Below are 22,685 nucleotides of genomic sequence, written 5' to 3' on the forward strand. Positions count from 1 at the left end.
TCGTGACCCGGGGCCATTCTGCGCCGCGTCAACGCTGAGGGAGAGGCCAGAGTGACGCTATCTGATCTGAACCGATTGCTGACTGCGCGCCACTCTTGCAGGGCGTTTCTCTCTGACCCGGTTCCAAAAGATCAGATCGAACAAATTCTGAACAGCGCGACACGCGTTCCCAGTTGGTGCAACGCGCAACCTTGGCACGTCATCGTCACCAGCGGGGAAGAAACCGATCGGTTCCGGACAGCCATGCTTGCCGAGGCGGCGGCTGGCACGCCCTCTCCGGACCTGCCCTTTCCAACTTCTTATAGTGGTATGTACCAGGACCGCCGCCGCGCTTGCGGTTGGGCTTTGTACGAGGCGGTGGGCGTTGAGCGTGGTGATCGTGCAGCCTCGGCCCGGCAGATGATGGAGAACTTTTCGCTGTTTGGGGCGCCTCATTGCGCCATCCTCACCAGCCCGGCAGAGCTTGGGGGCTACGGTGCGCTGGATTGCGGCGGTTTCATCACCGTTTTCTGCCTGGCCGCGCAGGCGCTTGGAGTGGCCACAATCCCGCAGGCAGCACTGGCAACCTACAGTCCCTTCTTGCGGCGGTATTTCGATATTCCGGAAGATCGAATGATTTTGTGCGCAATATCCTTTGGCTATGCGGATACAGACCACCCCGCCAACAGTTTTCGCACTGACCGTGCTGATCTGGCCGAGGTCGTCGATTGGGTCGGATAGAATAAACCAAGCGGAGAACGCCTGTGCGCGCAATTCTACAAAGAGTTTCTAAGGCCAGTGTATCGGTTGACGGCCAGGTAATCGGCCAGACAGGGCCGGGTCTGATGATCCTCGTCTGTGCGATGCAGGGCGATGATGAGGCAAAGGCAGAGCAGCTTGCCGTCAAGGTATCCAGGCTGCGTATCTTCAAGGATGACGCCGGAAAAATGAACCGGTCGGTGGTTGATATCAAAGGCTCGGCTTTGGTGATCAGCCAGTTCACACTGGCCGCCGATACGTCACGCGGCAACAGGCCCGGCTTTTCCGGGGCTGCGCCGCCGGATATCGGCAAACACCTGTACGAAGTGTTTGCACAGCGGCTGCAGGCCCACAGCATACCTGTCAAAACGGGGCAATTCGGCGCGGATATGGCGGTTGAACTAGTCAATGATGGGCCGGTCACCATTTGGATAGAGAGTTGATGAACAAAAGGGAACAGGCAGTTCGTATCTGGCAGGCTGGTGTTGACGCTGTCAGTGGCCACGCCGCAACAAGCAAGGTTTTGCAGGGCATCCCTGAACCGGATCAGATACTGGCAGTCGGCAAACCCGCAGCGGCCATGGCGCGCGCGGCGCTGGAACACTTCGGGGCGCGCCCAACCTTGGTTGTCACCAAGGACGACCATGGGCGTGACCTACCAGACCATGTCACCGTGATCGAGGCTGCGCACCCCATCCCCGATTCCCGCAGCCTTCAGGGCGGTCGGGCCTTGCGTGAATCGGTCGAGGCCATGGGTCCGGGCTCGCATCTGCTGTTGCTGGTGTCAGGCGGTGCTTCGTCCTTGGCCGAGGATCTGCTGCCGGGAAAAACGCTGGCCGATCTTGAGCAGTTGAACAAAAGGCTGCTGGCCGAAGGGTTGGACATCACGGCGATGAATGCGGAACGGCGCAAGTTGTCCCGGATCAAGGGCGGCGGGCTGCTGTCGCATTTCAAGGGGGAACTGGCGACCATCTTGGCGATTTCCGATGTGCCGGGTGACGACCTGAATGTTGTGGGTTCAGGAATTGGCGCGCTACCGGATGAGTTTGGCTTTCAGGCCAGCACGCAGATTGTGGCGTCGAACGCGCATGCCCGCGCGGCAGCTGTTGAAATCGCGCAAAGCGAAGGCCTTGCGGTGCACGCCAACGAAGAATCCCTGCATGATGACGTCCTTCGCGTCGCTGAAACGCTTGGAAAACGCCTTCGCGACATGCCAAGCGGTGTCATGGTGTTTGGTGGAGAGCCTACGGTCGTCCTGCCAGAAAATCCGGGGCGTGGTGGGCGCAACCAAGCCCTTGCGCTCGCCTTGGCGCGTGAGATTTCGGGCCGTGAAGGCATAACCGTGGTTGTCGGCGGCACAGATGGCACAGACGGCCCAACCCGTGCCGCGGGCGCGGTGATTGATGGCACCACTTGGGACGAAGGCGCTGAAGAGGCTTTGCAGCAGGCCGACAGCGGCACCTATCTGGACAATGCGGGTGCACTGCTGGTGACCGGGCCAACGGGAACGAATGTAATGGACCTGCTTGTCGCAATCCGTGACTGATCTGACGATTTTGATACCACCCAGATCGCAAACCCTCGGGAGAGTACAGCAATGACGGCACCTGCAAACACGCTCCGCGATATCGAAGACCTTCCCGATGTCGGCATTGAAATGCCTGATGGCTGCCGCCTGTCCGCGCGGGTTTGGCGTCCGACGGATGCGGCGGAAAACCCGGTGCCGGCTATTCTGGAGTTTCTACCCTACCGTAAACGCGACGGAACCACGGTACGGGACGCGCTGACGCATCCGTGGTTCGCTGAACGCGGCTATGCCTGCATCCGTGTGGATATGCGCGGCAATGGCGACAGCGAAGGATTGATGGAGGATGAATACACCCAGCAAGAGCTGGACGATGCTGTTGCAACCATTCAATGGCTGGCCGCACAGCCTTGGTGCACCGGTCACGTCGGAATGATGGGCATAAGCTGGGGTGGTTTCAACGCCTTGCAAGTTGCGGCGATGCGGCCCGAGCCACTGAAGGCAATCATAACCTTGTGCTCGACCGCCGATCGTTATGCGGACGACATCCATTATAAGGGCGGTTGTCTGCTGAACGAAAACCTGGGCTGGGGCGCGACCATGTGGTCGTACTCATCCCGCCCGCCGGACCCGGACCTGCGCCCGAACTGGCGCGCGCTGTGGTTGGACCGCCTAGAACATGAGCCCTTTCTGCCATCTGTCTGGCTGCGTCATCAAAGACGGGACGCGTATTGGAAACATGGTTCTGTTTGTGAGGACTTTGGCGCGATCCAGGCGGCGACCCTGGCTGTGGGCGGCTGGGGCGATGCGTACAAGAATACCGTACCGCTGCTGGTCGAAAAACTGGATGCTCCGGTCAAGGGCATCGTCGGCCCCTGGGTGCATAAATACCCTCATTTCGCGGTTCCGGAACCTCGGATCGGATTCTTGCAAGAGGCTCTGCGCTGGTGGGATCACTGGCTGAAAGGTCTCGACACTGGTGTTGAGAATGACCCCGACTATCGCGCCTATCTGATGGACGGGGTGAGACCGCAGCGTTGGTACAGCGAACGGGCGGGACGCTGGATAACAGAACAGAACGGCGCCACCTCTCACCTGCCGGGCCTGACGTTGCAATTGTCGGATATTGGTCTGGGTCAGGACGGCCCGCTGGATACAAAAATAAGCTCGCCGCAAACCTGCGGGATAGAGAGCGGTGAATATTGCGCCATTTGGCTAGGCCCGGACATGCCGGGAGATCAACGTGCCGATGACGCGTTATCGGCGTGTTTCGATGGCGACCCACTGACCGAGGATCTGGATATCGTCGGCGCACCCAGCATTCGCCTTCGCCTAAGTTCGGATCGGCCGCAAGCTCAAATTGCCGTGCGTCTGAACCATCTGCATCCCGATGGCGCTTCGACCCGCATCACATATGGTGTACTGAATCTGACCCATCGAGACAGCCATGCTGAACCTAAACCTCTGACGCCAGGCAAGGTTTATGATATCTCATTGGAGCTGGACCATGTCGCCTATCGCGTGCCCAAGGGGCATAGGTTGCGAGTTGCGATCTCAACCGCTTATTGGCCCCTCATCTGGCCCTCACCGGAAAAAGCCGAACTTCACCTGACCGGGGGGGACGTGACAGTGCCGCAGCGTCCGGCGGGCGATGACTCATATGTCTTCCCGCCTCCGTCATCTGCTGCGCCACTTGGGCAGACGATTTTGCGAAGCTCGCAAAACTCAAGGCGGGTTGATGTCGATATGAACTCAGGCCAAACCCAAATGATCATTGAAGATGATTTTGGTCTGGTTCGAAACGCAGACCACGGTTTGATTCACGGCGGTACAGCCCATGAGCGTTGGGAAATACACCCCAATGACCCCCTTTCCGCGCGTGGCATTTGCAGCTGGACGCAAGAGATCCGCCGAAACGACATCCATCTGCGCACCGAGACGTCCTGTGAAATGTGGGCCGACAAGACAACCTTTTACCTAAAAGCAATGATGAAAGCCTATGACGGCGAAAACCTAGTCTCAACAAAGGAACAGGAGGAATCGATACCACGTGATCTGATATGAATTTCGGATCAATCCGGGCCAGAGATTTCTCCTTGCCCGCCCGACCGAAATACGCCTACTTTGACTCATGCGTCAAAAAAAACCCCTCAAGGGCTTATAATCCATTCAACCGGGAGATCTTTGAATGAACGAACAAATCACTCACATGGCCGAACAGGTTACAGCCGGCAAGCTGACCCGCCGCGAATTCATGGGCAAAGCGACGGCTCTGGGTGTCTCGGCGGCGATGGCCAGCACGATGTTCGCAAACGCCGCGCGCGCGGCTGGCCCAAAGAAGGGCGGCGACCTTAAATTTGGTCTGCAAGGCGGTGAGTCTACCAACTCGCTGGACCCGGCAACCTATGCCAGCTCGGTTCCGTTTCAGAACGGCAAGCAGTTCGGTGACCAACTGGTCGAGGTTGCGCCCGATGGCTCGATCGAACCCCGCCTTGCAGAAAGTGTGGAAGGTAGCGCCGATGCCAAGGTCTGGACGTTCAAGCTGCGTCAGGGTGTTGAGTTCCACAACGGCAAAACCATGACCAGCGAAGACGTGCTGAAGACTATGGAGCGTCACTCGAACGAAGACTCGAAGTCTGGTGCTCTGGGCATCATGCAGGGCATCGAGTCTATGAAGGCCGATGGCGACAACTTCCAAGTTACGCTTACCGAGCCGAACGCCGACTTGCCCTATCTGATGGCGGACTATCACCTGATCATACAGCCAAACGGCGGCATGGACGACCCGGGGGCTGGTATCGGCACTGGACCATACAAGGTCGAAGTGGACGAGCCCGGTGTGCGTCACCTGTATACAAAGTTCGAAAATCACTGGAATCCGGATTTCGGGAATTTCGACAGTGTCGAGGTTGTTGTGATCAACGACGCAACGGCCCGTACCGCAGCGTTGCAGTCAGGGCAAGTACACGCAATCAACCGTGTGGAGCCAAAAGTCGCTGATCTGCTGGGTCGCGCGCCCAACTTGACGGTGCACTCGACGGCCGGTCGCGGACACTACGTGTTCATCATGCACTGCGACACCGCGCCATTTGATCAAAACGAGCTGCGCATGGCGCTGAAATTCGCAATCAACCGTCAAGATTTGGTTGATAAGATTTTGCGTGGGTACGGAACTGTGGGCAACGACATGCCTGTAAACGCGGCTTATCCGCTGTTTGACGGATCTATCCCGCAACGCGAGTTCAACCTTGAGAAGGCAGCCGAGCACTACAAAAAGTCCGGCCATGACGGATCGCCGATCATCCTTCGTGTTGCTGATGGTGCCTTCCCGGGTGCCGTGGATGCGGCAGCCCTGTTCCAGCAGACCGCTGCTCAGGCGGGTATCCCGCTGGAGATCAAGCGTGAGCCTAACGATGGCTACTGGTCCGAGGTCTGGAACGTTCAACCCTTCTGTGCATCTTACTGGGGCGGTCGTCCGGTGCAGGATCAGATGTACTCGACCGCGTATCTGTCGACGGCCGACTGGAATGACACCCGCTTCAAGGTTCCGGAATTCGACGAGATGCTGTTTGCAGCACGCGCCGAGTTGGACAACGACAAGCGCAAGGACATCTACAGCAAAATGGGTATGATGGTGCGTGATCAGGGCGGCCTGATTTGCCCGATGTTCAACGACTTCATCGAAGGGGTCAGCAATCAGTTGCAAGGCTGGGAAAGTGACCCAACCCAAGAGATGATGAATGGCAACATGTCCCGCAAAATGTGGTTTGCCTGATACGGAAGACGGATTATGCATCCCATCATCAAACTGGTTTCCCAGCGCCTTGCGCTGGGTTTCCTGTTACTCTTTGGTGCATCGGCTCTGATTTTCGGCCTCACCGAAGCCCTTCCCGGGGACGCCGCGCAAGCGGTCCTTGGTCAAGCCGCAACCCCCGAAGCCCTTGCAAACCTTCGCGAAGAAATGGGGCTGAACCGTCCTGCCCTGACCCGCTATTTTGAATGGCTGGGCGGTATTGTTCAGGGCGATCTGGGGACATCGCTTACAAATAAACTGGATATCGCCGAGTCGGTTGGAAACCGATTGGGCAATACGCTATTCTTGGCATTCTGGGCCGCCATTGTATCGGTGCCGTTGGCGATCTTTCTGGGCTTGCTGGCCGTGCGCTACCGCAACCGCTGGCCCGACAAATTGATTTCGGCTGTAACGCTTACAACCATTTCGATCCCGGAGTTTCTGATCGGCTATGTGCTGGTCTATTTCGTCGCCGTGAAACTGGGCATGTTCTCACCGCTGGCGATGATCAATGAAAGCATGACGCTGGGGCAAAAACTGAACTCGATTGCCTTACCGGTCATTGTTCTGACACTCGTTGTACTGGCGCATATGATGCGCATGACACGGGCCGCAATCCTGAACGTGATGCAGTCGGCTTACGTGGAAACCGCTGAACTAAAAGGCCTGAGCAGTTTTCAAGTCATCTATCGCCACGCCTTCCCCAATGCAGTCGCGCCTATCGTCAACGTCGTGATGCTGAACCTGGCTTATCTGGTCGTCGGCGTTGTCGTGGTTGAGGTTGTGTTCGTCTATCCCGGTATGGGGCAGTACCTTGTGGACCACGTGACCAAGCGCGACGTTCCTGTGGTGCTGGCCTGCGGCGTTATCTTTGCCGCGATCTATATCGGGTTGAACATGGTTGCAGACATCGTTGCCATTCTGGCCAACCCAAGGCTGAGGCATCCGAAATGAAGAACATCCCAATCTCGGCTTTAATCGGGCTGGCCTTCACGGCGCTGTACTTTTTTATCGCAATCTTTGCCCCTCTGCTGGCGCCATATGGCATGGCTGAAGTTGTTGGAGACGTATGGGAACCCTCCAGCGCGCGATTCTGGCTGGGTACTGACAATATCGGACGCGATCTTCTCAGCCGCATGATCTATGGCGGGCGGACGACGATCTTTATTGCCACTGCAGCCACGATCCTTAGCTTTGTGACCGGCTCGATCCTTGGATTTCTGGCCGCTGTCCTGGGCGGCTGGGCGGACCAGGTCATGTCACGTGCAGTGGACCTGATCATGTCGATCCCTACGCTGATCTTTGCGCTGGTGGTTCTGGCGATGGTGCCTGTAACCGTACCGGTCCTGATCGTCGTCATGGGTTTGCTGGATTCAACGCGCGTCTATCGTCTTGCCCGAGCGGTCGCGGTCGATATCGCCGTCATGGACTATGTCGAAGCCGCAAGGCTGCGCGGTGAAGGCCAAGGCTGGATCATCTTCCGTGAAATTCTGCCGAACGCATTGTCCCCACTGGTTGCGGAACTGGGCCTGCGGTTCATCTTCATGGTTCTGTTTGTCTCGACCCTGTCCTTCCTGGGCCTTGGTGTTCAGCCGCCGCTGGCGGATTGGGGTGGTATCGTCAAAGAGAACAAGGACGGCATCGTTTACGGTATCGGTGCGGCGTTGTACCCCGCAGTCGCGATTGCCACGCTGGCTATCTCAGTCAACCTTGTGGCTGATTGGGTTTTGAACCGGACAACATCACTGAAAGGAGGCCGGGGATGAGCGATACACTTCTTAAGGTCCGCGACCTCAAAATCGGCGCGACTGTTTATCCGCCGGGTGAGAAGCCCCATGACATCGAGATCGTGCACGGGGTCAGCTTTGACCTAGAACGCGGCAAGGTGTTGGGGTTGATTGGTGAATCCGGGGCCGGGAAATCCACCATTGGTCTGGCTTCAATGGCCTATGGTCGCGGCGGCGTTGAGATCACCGGCGGCGAGGTCTGGGTTAACGGACGCGACATTCTGAAAACATCTACGGGCGACATCCGCAAGCTGCGCGGGGGTGAGGTGACCTATGTGTCGCAATCCGCCGCGGCCTCCTTTAACCCCGCCAAAAAGATCATGGACCAGGTCGTCGAGGCTGCGGTTGAACAGAGAAAGTTCAGCCGCAAACAGGCCGAAACCCGTGCACGTGAGCTGTTTGCCAAGCTGGGTCTGCCCGACCCAGACAACATCGGCGAGCGTTACCCGCACCAGGTGTCCGGTGGTCAGTTGCAACGCTGCATGACCGCTTTGGCGCTGTGCCCTGAACCTGATTTGGTGGTCTTCGATGAACCCACCACGGCGTTGGACGTGACCACCCAGATCGACGTTCTGATGGCGATCAAAGAGGCCATTGCGGACACCGGCGTCGCCGCGCTCTACATCACGCATGATCTGGCTGTCGTGGCACAGGTGAGCGATGACATCATGGTTCTGCGCATGGGCAATACGGTCGAATACGGCCACACCGACCAGATCATCAACAGCCCGCAAGAGGAATATACCCAGGCTCTGGTTTCTGTGCGCTCGATCGAGCATGAGGAAAAGCAACCGACGCCGGAACCCGTACTCAGCGTCGAAGGTATCACCGCCCGCTACAAGGGGTTGAACTTCGATGTGCTGCACAACGTCAATGTCGATCTTCATCCGGGGCAGACACTGGCCGTAGTGGGTGAATCCGGGTCCGGCAAGTCGACACTGGCGCGGGTGATAACCGGCCTGCTGCCACCGCGCGATGGTGAGATCACGTTTGCCGGGCGCAAGCTCTCAGCTGATTTGAAAGGCAGGACACGCGAAGACCTGCGCGAGTTGCAGATGATCTACCAGATGGCGGATGTGGCGATGAACCCGCGCCAGACCGTGGGTACGATCATCGGCCGCCCGTTGGAGTTTTACTTCAACATGCGCGGCGCAGAAAAACGCAAGCGGATCATCGAACTGCTGGATGAGATCGAACTGGGCGAGACCTTTATGGATCGCTATCCGGCAGAACTGTCGGGTGGCCAGAAACAGCGTGTATGTATCGCGCGGTCACTGGCGGCCAAACCCAAGATGATCATCTGTGATGAGGTCACTTCGGCCCTTGATCCGCTGGTTGCGGACGGCATCCTGAAACTGCTGCTGAACCTGCAAAAGATCGAGGATGTCGCATACCTTTTCATCACCCACGATCTGGCGACCGTCCGCGCGATCAGCGACAGTATCGCGGTGATGTATCAGGGCCGCGTGGTGCGCTACGGGTCCAAGTCCGAGGTGCTTAGCCCGCCATTCGACGACTATACCGACCTCCTTCTCAGCTCGGTCCCCGAGATGCAACTGGGCTGGCTGGAAGAGGTTGTCGCCCATCGCAAGATGGAAAGCGCAGGGAACTGACCCACCTCTTTGCGACATCGCGACCAGACACGGAATTCCCGGCGTTACACCTTTGGATTGGCGTCGGGAATTTTCCGTTTTGGACGCAAATGGATGACCGAAATAAATGCGGTTGCGTAAGATTATCCGCAAGACAACCGACCAAAGGGCCGAAGCATGGACCGTAAAGTTCTTTTGATCATTCTGGACGGCGTACCATGGCGCAACTTCCGCCGCTTGTTCGGCAATCTCGAAGGCTGGGTGGACAGCGGCCACGCGCGCGTTTGGAAAAACTGCTCGGTGCTGCCGTCAATTTCGGCCAGTTGCTATGCCTCGATCCACACAGGTGTTCCCCCGCAGGAACATGGCTGCACCGGGAACGGCAACGTTTTTCGACTAAGCCACAAGGATGTGTTCAGCCAGGTGCGTGAGGCCGGAGGTGTGACCGGGGCCGTCACCCACAGCTTTTGGTCGGAATTCTTCAACCGTCACCCCTTCGACTACGTCCGCGACATTGAATATGACGAACCCGAAAGCACGACGATAAACCACGGCCGGTTTCACACGATGACGGGTTATGGCAAGGCAAATCAGATGACGCCATCGGATGTTGATCTTTTTGGCACATTGACCAACCTCTGTATGCGTTTCGGGTTGGACTACGGCGTACTCCACACCTGCACGCTGGACAGCATGGGCCACCGGTTCTTCCACGATTGCGAAGAAATGGACCACGCCTGTTTCGTCGTGGACGAGATGCTGGCCCCCTTTATTCCCCGTTGGCGTCAAATGGGCTATGAGGTCATTGTGACCGCCGACCACGGTCAGGATGAGCGCGGTCATCATGGCGGGCGCAGTACGTTGCAACAGGAAACCGCACTGTACTATTTCGGAGACGCTGACGGCCCCGAGGCAGGTGCAACGATCGACCAGTTGCAGCTTGCACCCACGATCTTGCATCGTATGGGCGCGCCGATTGCCGACACGATGAGGGCCACGCCTTTCCTGAACTGAAGGATCAGTCGTAAGGCCAGACCTGCTGGCCCAGTGCCTCAATCGCGACCGAGATGCGTTCAAAACTATCTGCGGCGCGTTTCACTGAACTTCGTGCGCGCAGGTACCCGTGCACAAGGCCGGGTTCGTTGACCCAATAGGCCCTTCCGCCTGTGTTGGTGATCTTTTCACAGTAGGTCGCGCCATCATCGCGCAGCGGATCGCAATCAGCAGTAAACACGACGGTAGGCGGCAGGCCTGAAAAATCACGATCCTGCAACGGCGCAAATGTTGGGTCATTTTTTGGGACGTCGCCGGCGCAGCGCACCTTTTCATAGAAATGAATCTCTTCCAGCGTCAAAAGAGGCGCGTGCGCATGCACCAGATATGAACCAGCGGTCGCGTCCCCGCCCAGCCCCGGATAGATCAGAACCTGGCCCAGCAGTGACCCAAGCCGCCCTCGCGCATAATGCGCAACGGTAGCAGCCAGGTTGCCGCCAGCGCTATCCCCGGCAAGAATCAAAGGATCGTTGAATTCCTGTTCCACCCATTTCGTCGCCGTCCAACTGTCCTGAAATTGCGCTGGATGGACGTGTTCGGGGCACAGGCGGTAGTCGACAGCAGCAACCCGATACCCGGACTGAATGCAAATCTCGGCGCAAACGTCGTCGTGGCTTTCAAGCCCACCAACCACGAAACCGCCACCGTGAAAATAGACGACGGTTCGTGTTGGATCTCCGGCTGTGTAGACCCGAACCGGGACACCATCAGCGGATTTGTCCAACACATCTACTCCGTCGGGTCGGGGCTGGCGAAAATCCTGACACATGGTATTGTACAACCGACGCTGATCTTCAATGGAAAGATCAACCGCATCGTCAGGATAGCTTTCAGCCGTGCGCCTTATGAACGCCCATGTTTCCTCATCAATCAGACGTTCATAATCCATTATCCCTCCCGGTCAGGCGACCCATTCCCATGGCCGAGTATACGATCCCAGCACTTTGCTGACATCGTCCTCTGCCGAGCCGTTCGCGTCAAGCTGCGCGACGAGGCCGCGCTTTTTGTCGTCGATCACGCTTACGACACGCGCGGTCAGCCCAGCCTCTTCCAATGCGCCATTGTATACGCGGGTGATGGCCTGTTTACGCAGCTCAGGCTTGAACACCTTTCCAACTGCAGTCTTTGGAAGTTCATTCAGAATGGTCATATGCTTGGGCTGCGCCGCACGTTCGTGAACTTGCACCTTGCAATACTCCATCAACTCTTTCTCGGTGACGCTGGCCCCGTCGACCAATTCGACAAAGGCGCAAGGCACCTCACCTGAATACGCGTCAGGCTGGCCAATGGCCCCTGCAAAGGCAACTGCGTCATGGCCCAGCAGGGCCTCTTCAATTTCGGCCGGGTCGATGTTGTGGCCGCCACGAATAATCAGATCTTTCGCGCGCCCAGTGATCCAAAGATAGCCGTCTTCGTCAAACCGCCCCAAATCGCCCGTTCGCAGATATTTGTCTAAATGGTAGAGGTTTTGGTTCTTGTCCGCCTCTGTATAGGTGTTGCCGACATACACACCCGGATTCGACACACAGATTTCACCAATCTCGTCCAGGCCACACTCCTTAGGCCCATCCGGTCCGTCTTGCAGGATTTTGACATCCGTGTAGGGGAAGGGAAATCCGATTGAACCGATCTTCTTTTCTCCGTCAACCGGGTTGCAGGAAACCAGACAGGTCGCTTCGGTCAGGCCATAGCCTTCGACGATGGTCACACCGGTTGCTTCTTCAAAACGCCGAAACAGTTCGACAGGCAGCGGGGCCGAACCCGAGAAAGCGGTTCTGACGCTTGAGATATCAGCATCTACCGGGCGTTGCATCTTGGCGGCAATCGCGGTTGGAACGGTGATAATGAAGCTGACTTTCCAGCGTTCGATCAGTTTCCAGAAATTGTCGAACACACCATCGCCGCGATACCCGGCTGGGGTTGGGAAGACCACATGCGCGCCAGACGACACGGCGGCCATCATGATCACATGCACCGCAAAAACGTGGAACATGGGCAACGGGCACATAATGACGTCTTCTTCCGAGAACAAGAGCGTGTGACCCAACCAGCCATTATAGATCAGGCCGGAATACGTATGCTGCGCCACCTTGGGCATGCCCGTCGTTCCACCTGTGTGGAAATAGCAGGCGACGCGGTCCTCTTTGCTGTCCTCAAAGGTCAGTGTCGTGGGCTGCTTGGCCAGTTCTTTATTAAAGCTTTTGTAATCCGCATGGGCCAATTGTTCCTTATCCCCCATTTTGGGGCGTAAGAACGGCACCAACCAGGATTTTGGCGGCGTGAGATAGCGGTTGAGGTCAATTTCCAGAATGGTTTTAACCTTGGGTGCGTGGCGAACTGCTTCTTCGACCTTTTGCGCCACATCCGCCTTCGGGAACGGCTTGAGCGTGACCACAACCTTGGCCCCGGTTTCACGCAGGATCGCAGCGATCTGCTCGGGTTCCAACAACGGGTTGATCGGGTTCACGATACCGGCAACGGCACCGCCCATCAATGCAACCAGCGTCTCATTGCAATTGGGCAGAACGTAGGCAACAACATCTTTTTCACCGATACCAAGTGAGCGGAACAGGTTCGCCGCCTGGTTGACCTTGCCCAACAGCGCGGACCACGTCAGTGTTTCAGCCTTGTCCGTCGGACCAGATAACAGCTGAAAGCTGATCGCATTGCTGTTTGGAAAATTTCCGGCTGTTCGCGACAGCATCTGGTGGAGGGTGACCGGAACATCTCGGTCCTCCCATGGCATTTCCTGCTCCATTCTCACCTTGTCTTCCAAACCCACAAAAGCCATCTGGTTCCTCCCTTATCTCTCCCATGTCCGGCACAGGTTTTGTCTCCACCGCCAAGATGGAAGCAAAACCGCGCAGGTTCAATAAATGCCTTAACTGTGAAGACCCTGAAGGGATAGAATTACGCTGCGGAGCGAATTGTGTTACCCCTGCGTCACGTCATTCGGCAGCCATGCCATCGGTGAATTGCAGACGCGCCAACCTCGCGTACAGCCCGCCCTGTGACACCAGATCATCATGTGTGCCCTGGGCCACGATACGCCCTGCCTCTAACACAACGATCCGATCAGCCTTTTTGACGGTTGCCAGCCGATGCGCCACGATCAGAGTGGTGCGCCCGGCGCGCATCTTGTCCACGGCGCCTTGCACCGCACGTTCGCTTTCCGCGTCCAAGGCCGAGGTCGCCTCGTCCAACAGAAGGACCGGCGCGTCCCGCAGAATTGCACGGGCAATCGCGATACGTTGCTTTTGACCACCTGACAGCATGACACCCCGCTCACCAACGAAACTGTCATAGCCTTCTGGCAAGGCCACGATAAAATCATGTGCCGCGGCGGCGCGGGCAGCAGCTTCAACCTCAGCATCGGTCGCGTCGAGACGCCCAAAACGGATGTTTTCGCGTGCCGAGGCGGCAAAGATCACCGGGTCCTGCGGCACAAGCGCCATATGACGACGGAAATCCGCCCTGTCGATGTCGCGAAGATCGACACCATCCAGAGTGACCTTCCCCGAAGCCGGATCATAGAACCGCTGGATCATCTGGATGACGGTTGTCTTGCCTGCCCCTGACGGCCCGACAAAGGCAACGGTTTCGCCGGGCTTAATGTGCAAGGTCAAGTGCTCAAGCGCCACGACCTCGGGGCGCGAGGGATAACGAAAAGTCACGTCATCAAAGTGGATTTCACCCTTTACCGGCGTAGGCAGGGCAATGGGCTTTGCAGGATCGCTGACTGTGTCCTGCGCATTCAACAGTTCGACCAGCCGTTCGGTCGCTCCTGCGGCACGCTGAAGCTCGCTCCAGATTTCTGACAAGGCCGCCACGGAGCCGGCCATGATGATCGAATAGATCACGAACTGAATCAGAACGCCTTCTGTCATCACACCGTCGCGAACATCATTGGCCCCCATCCACAGCACGCCAACAATTCCCGAAAAGACCAGAAAGATCACAATCACCGTCAGCACAGCACGTGTTCGAATGCGGCGCAGCGAGACAGTGTAAGACGTTTCAGTCATGTCCGAAAACTGCATGCGGCTGGCCTGTTCGTGGGTAAAGGCCTGCACTGTTTGCACGGCACTCAACGCCTCGCCCGCGTTGCCGGAGGACGCAGCAATCCAATCCTGGTTTTCCCGGCTGATCACCCGTAGCCGACGCCCCAACAGCAGGATAGGCACCACCACCAACGGGATCAGCAACAACACCATGCCGGTCAGCTTAGCCGAGGTCAGCAGCATCAGCGCCAAACCACCAACGAACAGCAGGACGTTGCGCAATGCGATGGAAACAGACGAGCCAAGAACAGACTGGATCAGCGTCGTATCCGTAGTAATCCGGCTCAGGACCTCTCCGGTCATGATACGTTCGTAGAATTCGGGGCTCATGCCGATAACGCGGCTGAACACGGCCTTGCGGATATCGGCCACGACACGCTCGCCCAATCGCGTCACCAGCGCATAGCGCAGACCAGTTCCAACGGCCAGAAAGGCGGCGATGCCAAGGGCCGCTAGAAAGTACCAATCCAGCAGCTCACCGTCTTCAATACGGAAATTGTCGACCACACGCCGCACGGCCAGTGGCAGCGTCAGGGTCATGCCTGCCGTCAGAACCAACGCCACCATCGCACTGACCATCAACAGACGATACGGTCGCATAAACGGCCACAGCGACGCCAGAACGCCAATTTTCTTCGATCCGGCGCGTTCTTCGCTTGCTCCGGGTGCAGATTGCTGTGCCGGACTGGCTGAGGCGGTTCTTGCCATGCGTGGCCTTTTAATCATGTTCGCGTTTGAGTGATCGCTTCTTGGCGGCAGCAAACGGCGGGGTCAAGCCGCGCGTCATTAATAGGCATCCCGCAAGGGCCATTTGACGCAGGATTTTAAGGCTGACTTGGAGCGGGCGGCGGGAATCGAACCCGCTTCATCAGCTTGGAAGGCTGAGGTAATAGCCAGTATACGACGCCCGCTCAGCGAAGGTCGGTTTAAGCGAAGCGCCAAGTGTCGTCAAGCGCAGTTCGCGGCTTGAAAGCAATTTCTGCGCCCTGCCCACTCCGCGCATGAGACAAGGCCGTTGCCGACCGGTTAGCCGTTCTCAGACAGCCATGCGCAGGAGGAAAAATCCGACGCTATCCGGATCATCGAAGCGAATCGCAACGGCTGCACAATGGGCTGCCCGATCAGGGATGCCGGATATGTCGTCGCAGCAGCCAGCGCGTCCTGCAACGAAACACCGACCTGAGTCACCAAGACTCGAATGGCCGTGGTCAGATCCAAATCGGCCCCAGCCAGCGTTCCATCCTCAAGCGTCAGGCGTCCGTTGGCCCGCGTGATTCGACGGCCCTCCAGATCAAACGAGGCGTGATCCGTGCCTGCAACGGCCATGGCGTCACTTACCAGAAAGATCTGACCGGGTGCGGTTTTGGCGGCCCAGGCTGCACGCATCACCGCGGGGTGGACATGGATGCCATCAGCGATCATCCCCGCCGACACCCCCCCACTGGCAAGGCACGCCCCGACCAGACCGGGTTCGCGGTTTCCCATCTGGCTCATCGCGTTGAACAAATGGGTGACACAGCGCGCGCCCGCCTTGGCATAGCGCTGGCATGTCGCGAAATCTGCGTTGGTATGGCCCAACGACACCAGAACACCCGCCTCACACAAGGCTTGAACCTGCTGCTCCGAGACGGTTTCGGGTGCCAGCGTCACTTTCAGGCAGGGCAAGTTCTCTGCCGCCTGAATCAGCGCTGCCAAATCCGCATCCTCCATAGGCCGGATCAAGGCACCATCATGCGCCCCCTTGCGCGCCACCGACAGGTGCGGCCCTTCAAGGTGTAGCCCGACCACCCCCGGAACGCCGGCCTGGACCGCCTGTATAGCCGCAGCGATGGCAGCTTCGGTTTTTTCGGGCGTGTCGGTGATCAGTGTTGGTAGCAGCGCCGCGACCCCCAACCGCCGATGTGCCTCGGCGATCCGCCGTATGGTTTCGACCGAGGGGTCATCGTTGAACATCACTCCGTCGCCGCCATTTACCTGCAGATCAACGAAACCCGGGCAAAGGATATCGCCGTTGAGGTCGATGACCTGCCCTTCCGGGCTTCCCGTCTGGTCGGGTATGATCGCTGACAGCGTGCCGTCGCGAAAGGTGATCGCATGGTTGAAGTGCACAGATTCGCCATCGAACACAGCACCGTTGCGATATGTCACTGAACCTAGGGTCATACCGTCTCTGTCACTTTCCTGAGATGCCGCGGTGCGTCGGGGTCAATTCCACGGGCAAGCGCGACGGCTTCGACCATACTGTAAAACGAGGTGATGGTGGCAATGGGGTCGGTCAGCCAGTGACCAGTACGTATCACGGGCAGGCTTTTAGCCTTGGTCACCTTTTCGGTCGCAGCAAACACAGCAGCCCCCTTGCCCGCCAACGCATCGGCGGCCTCGGCCGTTGCCTGCTCTGCGGCGTCGGCTGCTGCGAAAACGATCGTTGGGAACCCCTCTTCGACGATTGAGACCGGACCGTGCAGCACTTCGGCGGCCGAATAGCTTTCTGCGTGAATCTGACAGGTTTCCTTGATCTTCAGCGCAGCCTCATTGGACATGGCAAAGGACGGACCCCGGCCCAAGGTAAACAACGATCGGCCCGTGATCGCCATTGCCGCAGCAGACCAGTCGCACTGCGCGGCCTGCTCCAGATGGGCCGGCAAGAAGCGGATCGCCGTTATCAATTCACCATCGCCCTTGACCTCGGCCAACACCCATAGACCCGCGACCAGTGAGGTGACGAATGTTTTGGTTGCAGCCACGCTAAGCTCTGGACCCGCATGAAGGGGCAGGACCGCATCCGCCACCTCGGCAAGGCGTGAAGTCGTGTTGTTGGTAATCGCAACGGTCGCCCCCCCCGAGGACTTCAACGATCGGGTCATTCCCACAATGTCCGGGCTTTGACCTGACTGCGACACCGACAGGCAAACCGCACCATCTGCGCGCAGATCAACACCATAGATCGAATTGACCGATGGCCCGACCGAGGCCACAGGCAGGTTCAACAGCAACTCGCTGGCATATTTCAGATAGGTGCAGGCGTGATCCGACGACCCCCGCGCCACGGTGATCAAAAACCGGGGGTCGGCCTCTTTCATCAGATTCGACGCGGCCTGAATGTTGGCGGCCCCCTGGCTTAGCAACCGATCAACCGCGTCGGGGATTTCCGAAATCTCCTGCCGCATTTTCGAGCTGTTTTCTGACATGCTTTTCCGGCCTTTCCGGTTACAACCGCAATTCGGCGACAAAGTCATAGGTGTCGCCCCGATAAAGGGATCGGGTCAGTTCCGCGACCCGCCCGTTTTTCAGGAATGAAATTCGTTCGATGTTCAGCCCAGCGGCCCCTTCGGGAACGTCCAGCAATTCTGCCTCGGGCGCAGCAAGATTGATGGCAGAGATTTTTTGCACCGCACGCACGGGCCGCCGACCCAAATCGTCCAGAACCTCATAGAGCGAGGTGGTGACCTCGATAGGATTGGGCAGAATGTCGAGCGGCAGCGCGGCGCGTTCCAGCGCCAGCGGACGCCCGTCGGCTTCGCGCAGGCGGTAGATGCGCGAAATCTGCTCACCTTCTGCAAGGCTCAACGCCTCGATTTCCTCGGGGGTCGGTGCAAAGACGCCGCGCTCCAGCCATTTGGACGTGGTGCGCATTCCGCGGCTGGCCATGTCCTCGGTGAACGAAGTCAAGTGTGTCAGCGATTGCTCGACCCGCGGCATACGATCACGAATGAACGACCCCGATCCCTGACGCTGTTCGATCAAACCTTCCTGCACCAGCTCTTGAATGGCCTTGCGAACTGTTACCCGAGAAAGGTCCGTGATTTCAACCAGTTCCCGTTCCGATGGCAGCGAAGAGTTGGGTGGCAGAACACCACTGTCGATGCCTTCCTGCAAACGATGCCGCAACTGAACATAGCGCGGGCCTTTGTCCGGACTCAGCCACAAGTCAGACCGCAAAAAGTCAGAGATGCTCATGCCGGACCTCCTTTGCCAAAGCCAACGCGCCGGTCAGCGGCTCACCCAGCGGCGGGCGAATGGCGGACCTCATGTCATCTGGCAGGTAGTCGGCGTAGTGCCCCGCTATCCCTCCGGTCAGACAGATCGCCTGACCTCTCTGCCACCCTAAGCGCCTTGCCGTTCCTTCAAGATAGCCCGCCCCGGCTTGCATGATTTCAACAGCAGCGGTATCGCCGGTTTGCACTGCGGATGTGACCGCAGGAGCAAGCGCCCCGAACTGGGCGGGTGTGGCCGTTCCGGCAAATCGCACAATGCCCGCCGTGCCGTGCAATTCACACAGCAGCTTTCGCGTTAAATCCGTCTCAATCCGCGTTCCATCCACGGCGCACAGCGTTTCAGCCAATGCTCGGCGCCCGACCCATTGGGCCGAGGCCTCATCCCCCAGAACCGACCCCCACCCCCCGGCGAAACGCATTGCGCCGTGTATTTGGATGGCAAGGAAGGATCCGGTTCCGCAATGTGCAATCAAGCCATCTTGCGCGCCCAATGCCCCGCGCACTGCGGCGGGCCGGTCATCTTCGACCCGCGCGCAGGTTAACCCCAACGCATCCCGCAGCCGCTGCGCAATCTGCTTGTCAGTAACGCCCGCCAGACCGACATAGGCCGGAAAATCCAGCATCTTGGCCCCTAGAACACCAATTCGATCCGACACCTGATCTAAACCCGACCGAATCTGCACAAGCGCGCCATCAAAATCGGTTGAGACATTGGCCGCTCCGGTCTCGACGGAATGGACCACGCCATTAATCATACAGGCAACACGACATCGCGTTCCCCCACCATCAACAGCCAAAACGGCGTTATTCCGAGACTCAGTCATGACAATACCATTATAATACCTTTAAGCTCCGTGAAAGCCCTAATTCGTGAATATTGGCTCGTAAAGACGAAAAAAATGCCTGAACAACGCGACAAAATTGGAAGAAAATAAAATCTGGACAAGTGGTATTAAATAGGTATTGTATATGCAGAACCGGGGAGGATTCTCTTGACGCTGCCGCCTACAGAACAACTGCATCCTGATGCCGAACACTTGACCCAAGGCGACTTGGCTATAGCTGCACGCGCGCTGGCCGAGGGTCAGATCGCTGCCGCCGCGGTCGTTCGCGACGCTTTGGGCTGCATCGCTCAAGGGGCCGCAGCGATGGCGGAAACCATACGCGGCGAAGGTGTGCTGCACTATGTGGCCGCCGGATCATCCGGCCTGATGGCCGCAGCCGATGCGCAGGAATTGGGCGGCACATTCTCGATCCCGCCTGCCCGTCTGCGCATTCACATGGCTGGCGGCCTGCCCACCGGGGTCGAGATGCCCGGCGACTCGGAAGACGCAACCGAAGGCTTGAAACAGGCGCTGAGTACAATCGAGGCCAAGGACACAGTGATCGCGGTTTCCGCAAGCGGGTCTACGCCCTACACTTTGGCCGCCGTGAATATCGCCCGCGCGCAGGGGGCGACTGTAATTGGGATCGCCAACAACGCAGACAGCCCTTTGTTGTTGGGCGCGGACATTCCAGTTCTTCTAGCCACGCCGCCCGAACTGATTTCGGGCTCTACACGCATGGGTGCTGGCACAGCGCAAAAGATTGCATTGAACATGCTGTCCTCGCTGATGGCGGTCGAACTTGGTCACGTGCATCGTGGCATGATGGTCAATTTGCGCTCCGACAATCACAAGCTGAGGGCACGCGCCGCCGGAATCGTTGCCCGGATCGCAGAAGTGGATACTGCCACCGCGCAACAGGCGTTGGACACCGCGCACGGGGACGTGAAACCCGCCATTCTTATTGCCGCCAAAGCCCTGTCACTGGACGAGGCACATGTACGCCTTCGGGCGACAAACGGACTCATGAATGTCGCACTGGCACGGGACTGAAACCTAAAAAACGGGAGAGAGAGAAATGAAACACAGAAACCTGAAGATAGCCTTGCTGGGTACGACCCTGATGGCGACAACCGCTTATGCAGAAGACGTGACGCTAACGATCGAAAGTTGGCGCAACGATGACCTGACCCTGTGGCAGGAGCAGATCATTCCGGCGTTCGAAGCACAGTACCCTGGAATCAAGGTGGAATTCACGCCATCCGCCCCGGCAGAATACAACGCTGTTCTCAATTCCAAGCTTGACGCGGGCTCGGCTGGCGACCTGATCACCTGCCGCCCGTTCGACGCCTCGCTGGCGCTGTATGAGGCGGGCCACCTGTCCGATCTGTCCTCGGTCGAAGCGATGAGCAATTTCTCGGACGTTGCGAAATCGGCCTGGCAGACCGACGATGGTTCGGTCACTTTCTGCGTGCCGATGGCCTCGGTGATCCACGGTTTCATCTACAATAAAGAGGCCTTTGCCGAGCTGGGCATCGAAGTTCCCACCACCGAGGACGAGTTCTTTGCCGCGCTGGAAAAGATCAAGGAAGACGGCACCTACATCCCGCTGGCCATGGGTACGAATGATCAGTGGGAAGCCGCCACGATGGGCTACAACAACATCGGCCCGAACTACTGGAAGGGTGAGGAAGGCAGACAAGCCCTGATCGCCGGTGAGCAAAAGCTGACAGATGAGCCGTGGACAGCGCCTTTCGCAACCCTTGCCCGCTGGGCAGAGTATATGGGTGATGGGTTTGAGGCGCAGACCTATCCCGACAGCCAGAACATTTTCACACTTGGCCGCGCCGCCATTTATCCGGCCGGATCGTGGGAGATTTCGGGCTTTAACGCGCAGGCCGATTTCGAAATGGGTGCCTTCAAGCCGCCTGTTCGCAGTGCAGGAGACACGTGCTACATCTCGGACCACACTGATATCGGAATTGGAATGAACGCCGCCACGGAACACCCCGAGGCCGCCGAAACCTTCCTGACCTGGGTTGCAAGCCCCGAATTTGCTGAGATTTTCGGCAACGCCCTGCCGGGTTTTTTCCCGCTGTCCAGCACTCCGGTCGAATTGCAGGACCCGTTGGCCAAGGAAATCGCAGAGTGGCGGGACGAGTGTGAGTCCACCATCCGCTCGACCTATCAAATTCTGTCGCGCGGAACACCGAACCTTGAGAATGAGACCTGGGGCGCGTCGGTTGCTGCGATCAAGGGTGCCAAGTCGCCCGAGGAACTGGGTGCTGAGCTGCAGGAAGGCCTTTCCAGCTGGTACGCGCCGCACCAGTAACGCATGACCCAACCTACTCGGGCGGCGCGGGTCGCCCGGGTACTCCTGACAACCCTTTGAAAGCGATACCATGAACCGCCCACGCTTCCGCTGGCATATCGTCGTGTTTCTTGCACCTGCCGTGCTTGTCTACACCGCAGTGATGATTTTTCCGCTGTTCAACACGCTTCGGCTGGCGCTGTACACCGAGGTCGATCAGAGCCGGGTGTTCGTCGGATTGCAAAACTTTCAGACGTTGTTTTTTGACCCGATCTGGTCCAAGCAGTTCTGGAACGCGCTGGGAAACAACTTCTGGTTTTTCCTGATCCACATGCTTGTTCAGAACCCCATCGGCATCGCGTTGGCTGCACTGCTCAGCCACCCGCGCCTGCGGCTTGCGGCGCTGTATCGGTCAGCGATCTTTATCCCCACGATCCTGAGCTTTGTGATCGTAGGGTTCGCATGGAAACTGATCCTGTCACCGATCTGGGGCATCGCGCCTTCGATGCTGGACGCGATCGGTCTGAAATCCCTTTTTGCGCCGTGGTTGGGGAAAGAAGAATACGCGCTGACCACGCTGGCGCTGATTTCGGTTTGGCAGTTCGTCGGTATTCCGATGATGCTGATCTATGCCGCCCTGCTGACCATTCCCGAGGAAATCCTTGAGGCCGGCGAGATCGACGGTATCACCGGCGCAGCGGCTTTCTGGAAGATCAAGCTGCCTTTGATCCTTCCCTCGATCGGCATTATCTCAATCCTTACTTTCGTAGGAAATTTCAACGCGTTCGACCTGATCTATGCAGCGCAGGGCGCGCTGGCCGGACCTGATTTTTCAACCGATATTCTGGGCACATTCATGTACCGCACGTTCTTTGGCTTCCAGTTGCAACTGGGTGATCCGCATATGGGATCAGCTATCGCAGGGGCCATGTTCGCGATCATCCTGGTCGGTGTCTGCATCTACCTATTCGGCATCCAGACCCGGATGCGCCGCTATCAACTGTGA

At 58.0% G+C, this 22,685-nt stretch carries 19 protein-coding genes and 1 tRNA gene; 12 read left to right on the plus strand and 8 right to left on the minus strand.

Going from position 1 to position 22,685, the window contains the following annotated elements:
- Positions 1–51 precede the first annotated feature (51 nt).
- From AC2FIT_RS12365 to AC2FIT_RS12405, 9 genes are all read left to right on the plus strand, one after another.
- Entirely contained in the window at positions 52–720 is a 669-nt protein-coding gene (locus AC2FIT_RS12365) for a nitroreductase (RefSeq protein WP_496829849.1), read from the plus strand.
- Positions 721–743: 23 nt separating this feature from the next.
- Positions 744–1,181: a D-aminoacyl-tRNA deacylase gene (gene dtd / locus AC2FIT_RS12370; protein ID WP_496829851.1), complete on the plus strand. Its 438-nt coding sequence runs from the start codon at positions 744–746 to the stop codon at positions 1,179–1,181.
- A complete protein-coding gene (locus AC2FIT_RS12375; RefSeq protein WP_496829853.1) occupies positions 1,181–2,284 on the plus strand; it encodes a glycerate kinase type-2 family protein in 1,104 nt (367 codons plus the stop codon). The genes dtd and AC2FIT_RS12375 overlap by 1 nt, the downstream gene beginning before the upstream one ends.
- A gap of 51 nt (positions 2,285–2,335) precedes the next feature.
- A complete protein-coding gene (locus AC2FIT_RS12380; protein ID WP_496829855.1) occupies positions 2,336–4,327 on the plus strand; it encodes a CocE/NonD family hydrolase in 1,992 nt (663 codons plus the stop codon).
- A gap of 124 nt (positions 4,328–4,451) precedes the next feature.
- A complete protein-coding gene (locus AC2FIT_RS12385) occupies positions 4,452–6,038 on the plus strand; it encodes an ABC transporter substrate-binding protein (RefSeq protein WP_068335976.1) in 1,587 nt (528 codons plus the stop codon).
- Positions 6,039–6,053: 15 nt separating this feature from the next.
- Positions 6,054–7,010 (plus strand): ABC transporter permease, encoded by a 957-nt coding sequence (locus AC2FIT_RS12390; RefSeq protein WP_496829857.1) that lies wholly within the window; start codon positions 6,054–6,056, stop codon positions 7,008–7,010.
- Positions 7,007–7,822, plus strand: a complete 816-nt coding sequence (locus AC2FIT_RS12395) for an ABC transporter permease (protein ID WP_496829859.1) — start codon at positions 7,007–7,009, stop codon at positions 7,820–7,822. The genes AC2FIT_RS12390 and AC2FIT_RS12395 overlap by 4 nt, the downstream gene beginning before the upstream one ends.
- Positions 7,819–9,456 carry an ABC transporter ATP-binding protein gene (locus tag AC2FIT_RS12400; protein WP_496829861.1) on the plus strand — a complete coding sequence of 546 codons (1,638 nt, stop codon included), beginning with the start codon at positions 7,819–7,821 and terminating at the stop codon, positions 9,454–9,456. Before AC2FIT_RS12395 ends, AC2FIT_RS12400 begins: the two co-directional genes overlap by 4 nt.
- A gap of 156 nt (positions 9,457–9,612) precedes the next feature.
- Positions 9,613–10,449 (plus strand): alkaline phosphatase family protein, encoded by an 837-nt coding sequence (locus tag AC2FIT_RS12405; protein WP_496829863.1) that lies wholly within the window; start codon positions 9,613–9,615, stop codon positions 10,447–10,449.
- A 4-nt stretch (positions 10,450–10,453) separates the two neighbouring features.
- On the opposite strand, the gene AC2FIT_RS12410 is transcribed toward AC2FIT_RS12405, so the two are convergent.
- The 8 genes from AC2FIT_RS12410 to AC2FIT_RS12445 form a co-directional block, all read right to left on the minus strand.
- Positions 10,454–11,377, minus strand: coding sequence for an alpha/beta hydrolase (locus AC2FIT_RS12410; protein WP_496829865.1), 924 nt, complete (start codon positions 11,375–11,377; stop codon positions 10,454–10,456).
- 12 nt (positions 11,378–11,389) lie between these two features.
- A complete protein-coding gene (locus AC2FIT_RS12415; RefSeq protein ID WP_496829867.1) occupies positions 11,390–13,279 on the minus strand; it encodes an acyl-CoA synthetase in 1,890 nt (629 codons plus the stop codon).
- Positions 13,280–13,436: 157 nt separating this feature from the next.
- Positions 13,437–15,257 (minus strand): ABC transporter transmembrane domain-containing protein, encoded by a 1,821-nt coding sequence (locus tag AC2FIT_RS12420; RefSeq protein WP_496829869.1) that lies wholly within the window; start codon positions 15,255–15,257, stop codon positions 13,437–13,439.
- Positions 15,258–15,385: 128 nt separating this feature from the next.
- Positions 15,386–15,460 (minus strand) — tRNA-Gly (locus AC2FIT_RS12425).
- Positions 15,461–15,575: 115 nt separating this feature from the next.
- A complete protein-coding gene (gene nagA, locus AC2FIT_RS12430; protein ID WP_496829870.1) occupies positions 15,576–16,712 on the minus strand; it encodes an N-acetylglucosamine-6-phosphate deacetylase in 1,137 nt (378 codons plus the stop codon).
- Positions 16,709–17,737, minus strand: a complete 1,029-nt coding sequence (locus AC2FIT_RS12435; RefSeq protein WP_496829872.1) for an SIS domain-containing protein — start codon at positions 17,735–17,737, stop codon at positions 16,709–16,711. Before AC2FIT_RS12435 ends, nagA begins: the two co-directional genes overlap by 4 nt.
- A 19-nt stretch (positions 17,738–17,756) precedes the next feature.
- Positions 17,757–18,506 (minus strand): GntR family transcriptional regulator, encoded by a 750-nt coding sequence (locus AC2FIT_RS12440; RefSeq protein ID WP_496829874.1) that lies wholly within the window; start codon positions 18,504–18,506, stop codon positions 17,757–17,759.
- The gene (locus tag AC2FIT_RS12445; RefSeq protein WP_496829876.1) at positions 18,493–19,368 is read right to left on the minus strand and encodes a glucosamine kinase nucleotide-binding domain-containing protein; all 876 of its coding nucleotides are present in this window, start codon (positions 19,366–19,368) and stop codon (positions 18,493–18,495) included. The genes AC2FIT_RS12440 and AC2FIT_RS12445 overlap by 14 nt, the downstream gene beginning before the upstream one ends.
- A gap of 168 nt (positions 19,369–19,536) precedes the next feature.
- Between AC2FIT_RS12445 and AC2FIT_RS12450 the strand changes: the two genes are divergently transcribed.
- The 3 genes from AC2FIT_RS12450 to AC2FIT_RS12460 all read left to right on the plus strand — a co-directional run bounded on the left by AC2FIT_RS12450 (position 19,537) and on the right by AC2FIT_RS12460 (position 22,685).
- A complete protein-coding gene (locus tag AC2FIT_RS12450) occupies positions 19,537–20,421 on the plus strand; it encodes an N-acetylmuramic acid 6-phosphate etherase (RefSeq protein WP_496829878.1) in 885 nt (294 codons plus the stop codon).
- A 25-nt stretch (positions 20,422–20,446) separates the two neighbouring features.
- A complete protein-coding gene (locus AC2FIT_RS12455) occupies positions 20,447–21,700 on the plus strand; it encodes an ABC transporter substrate-binding protein (RefSeq protein ID WP_496829880.1) in 1,254 nt (417 codons plus the stop codon).
- 70 nt (positions 21,701–21,770) lie between these two features.
- The gene (locus AC2FIT_RS12460) at positions 21,771–22,685 is read left to right on the plus strand and encodes a carbohydrate ABC transporter permease (protein ID WP_496829882.1); all 915 of its coding nucleotides are present in this window, start codon (positions 21,771–21,773) and stop codon (positions 22,683–22,685) included.

It is taken from the genome of Ruegeria sp. YTSA135 (genome assembly GCF_059610165.1).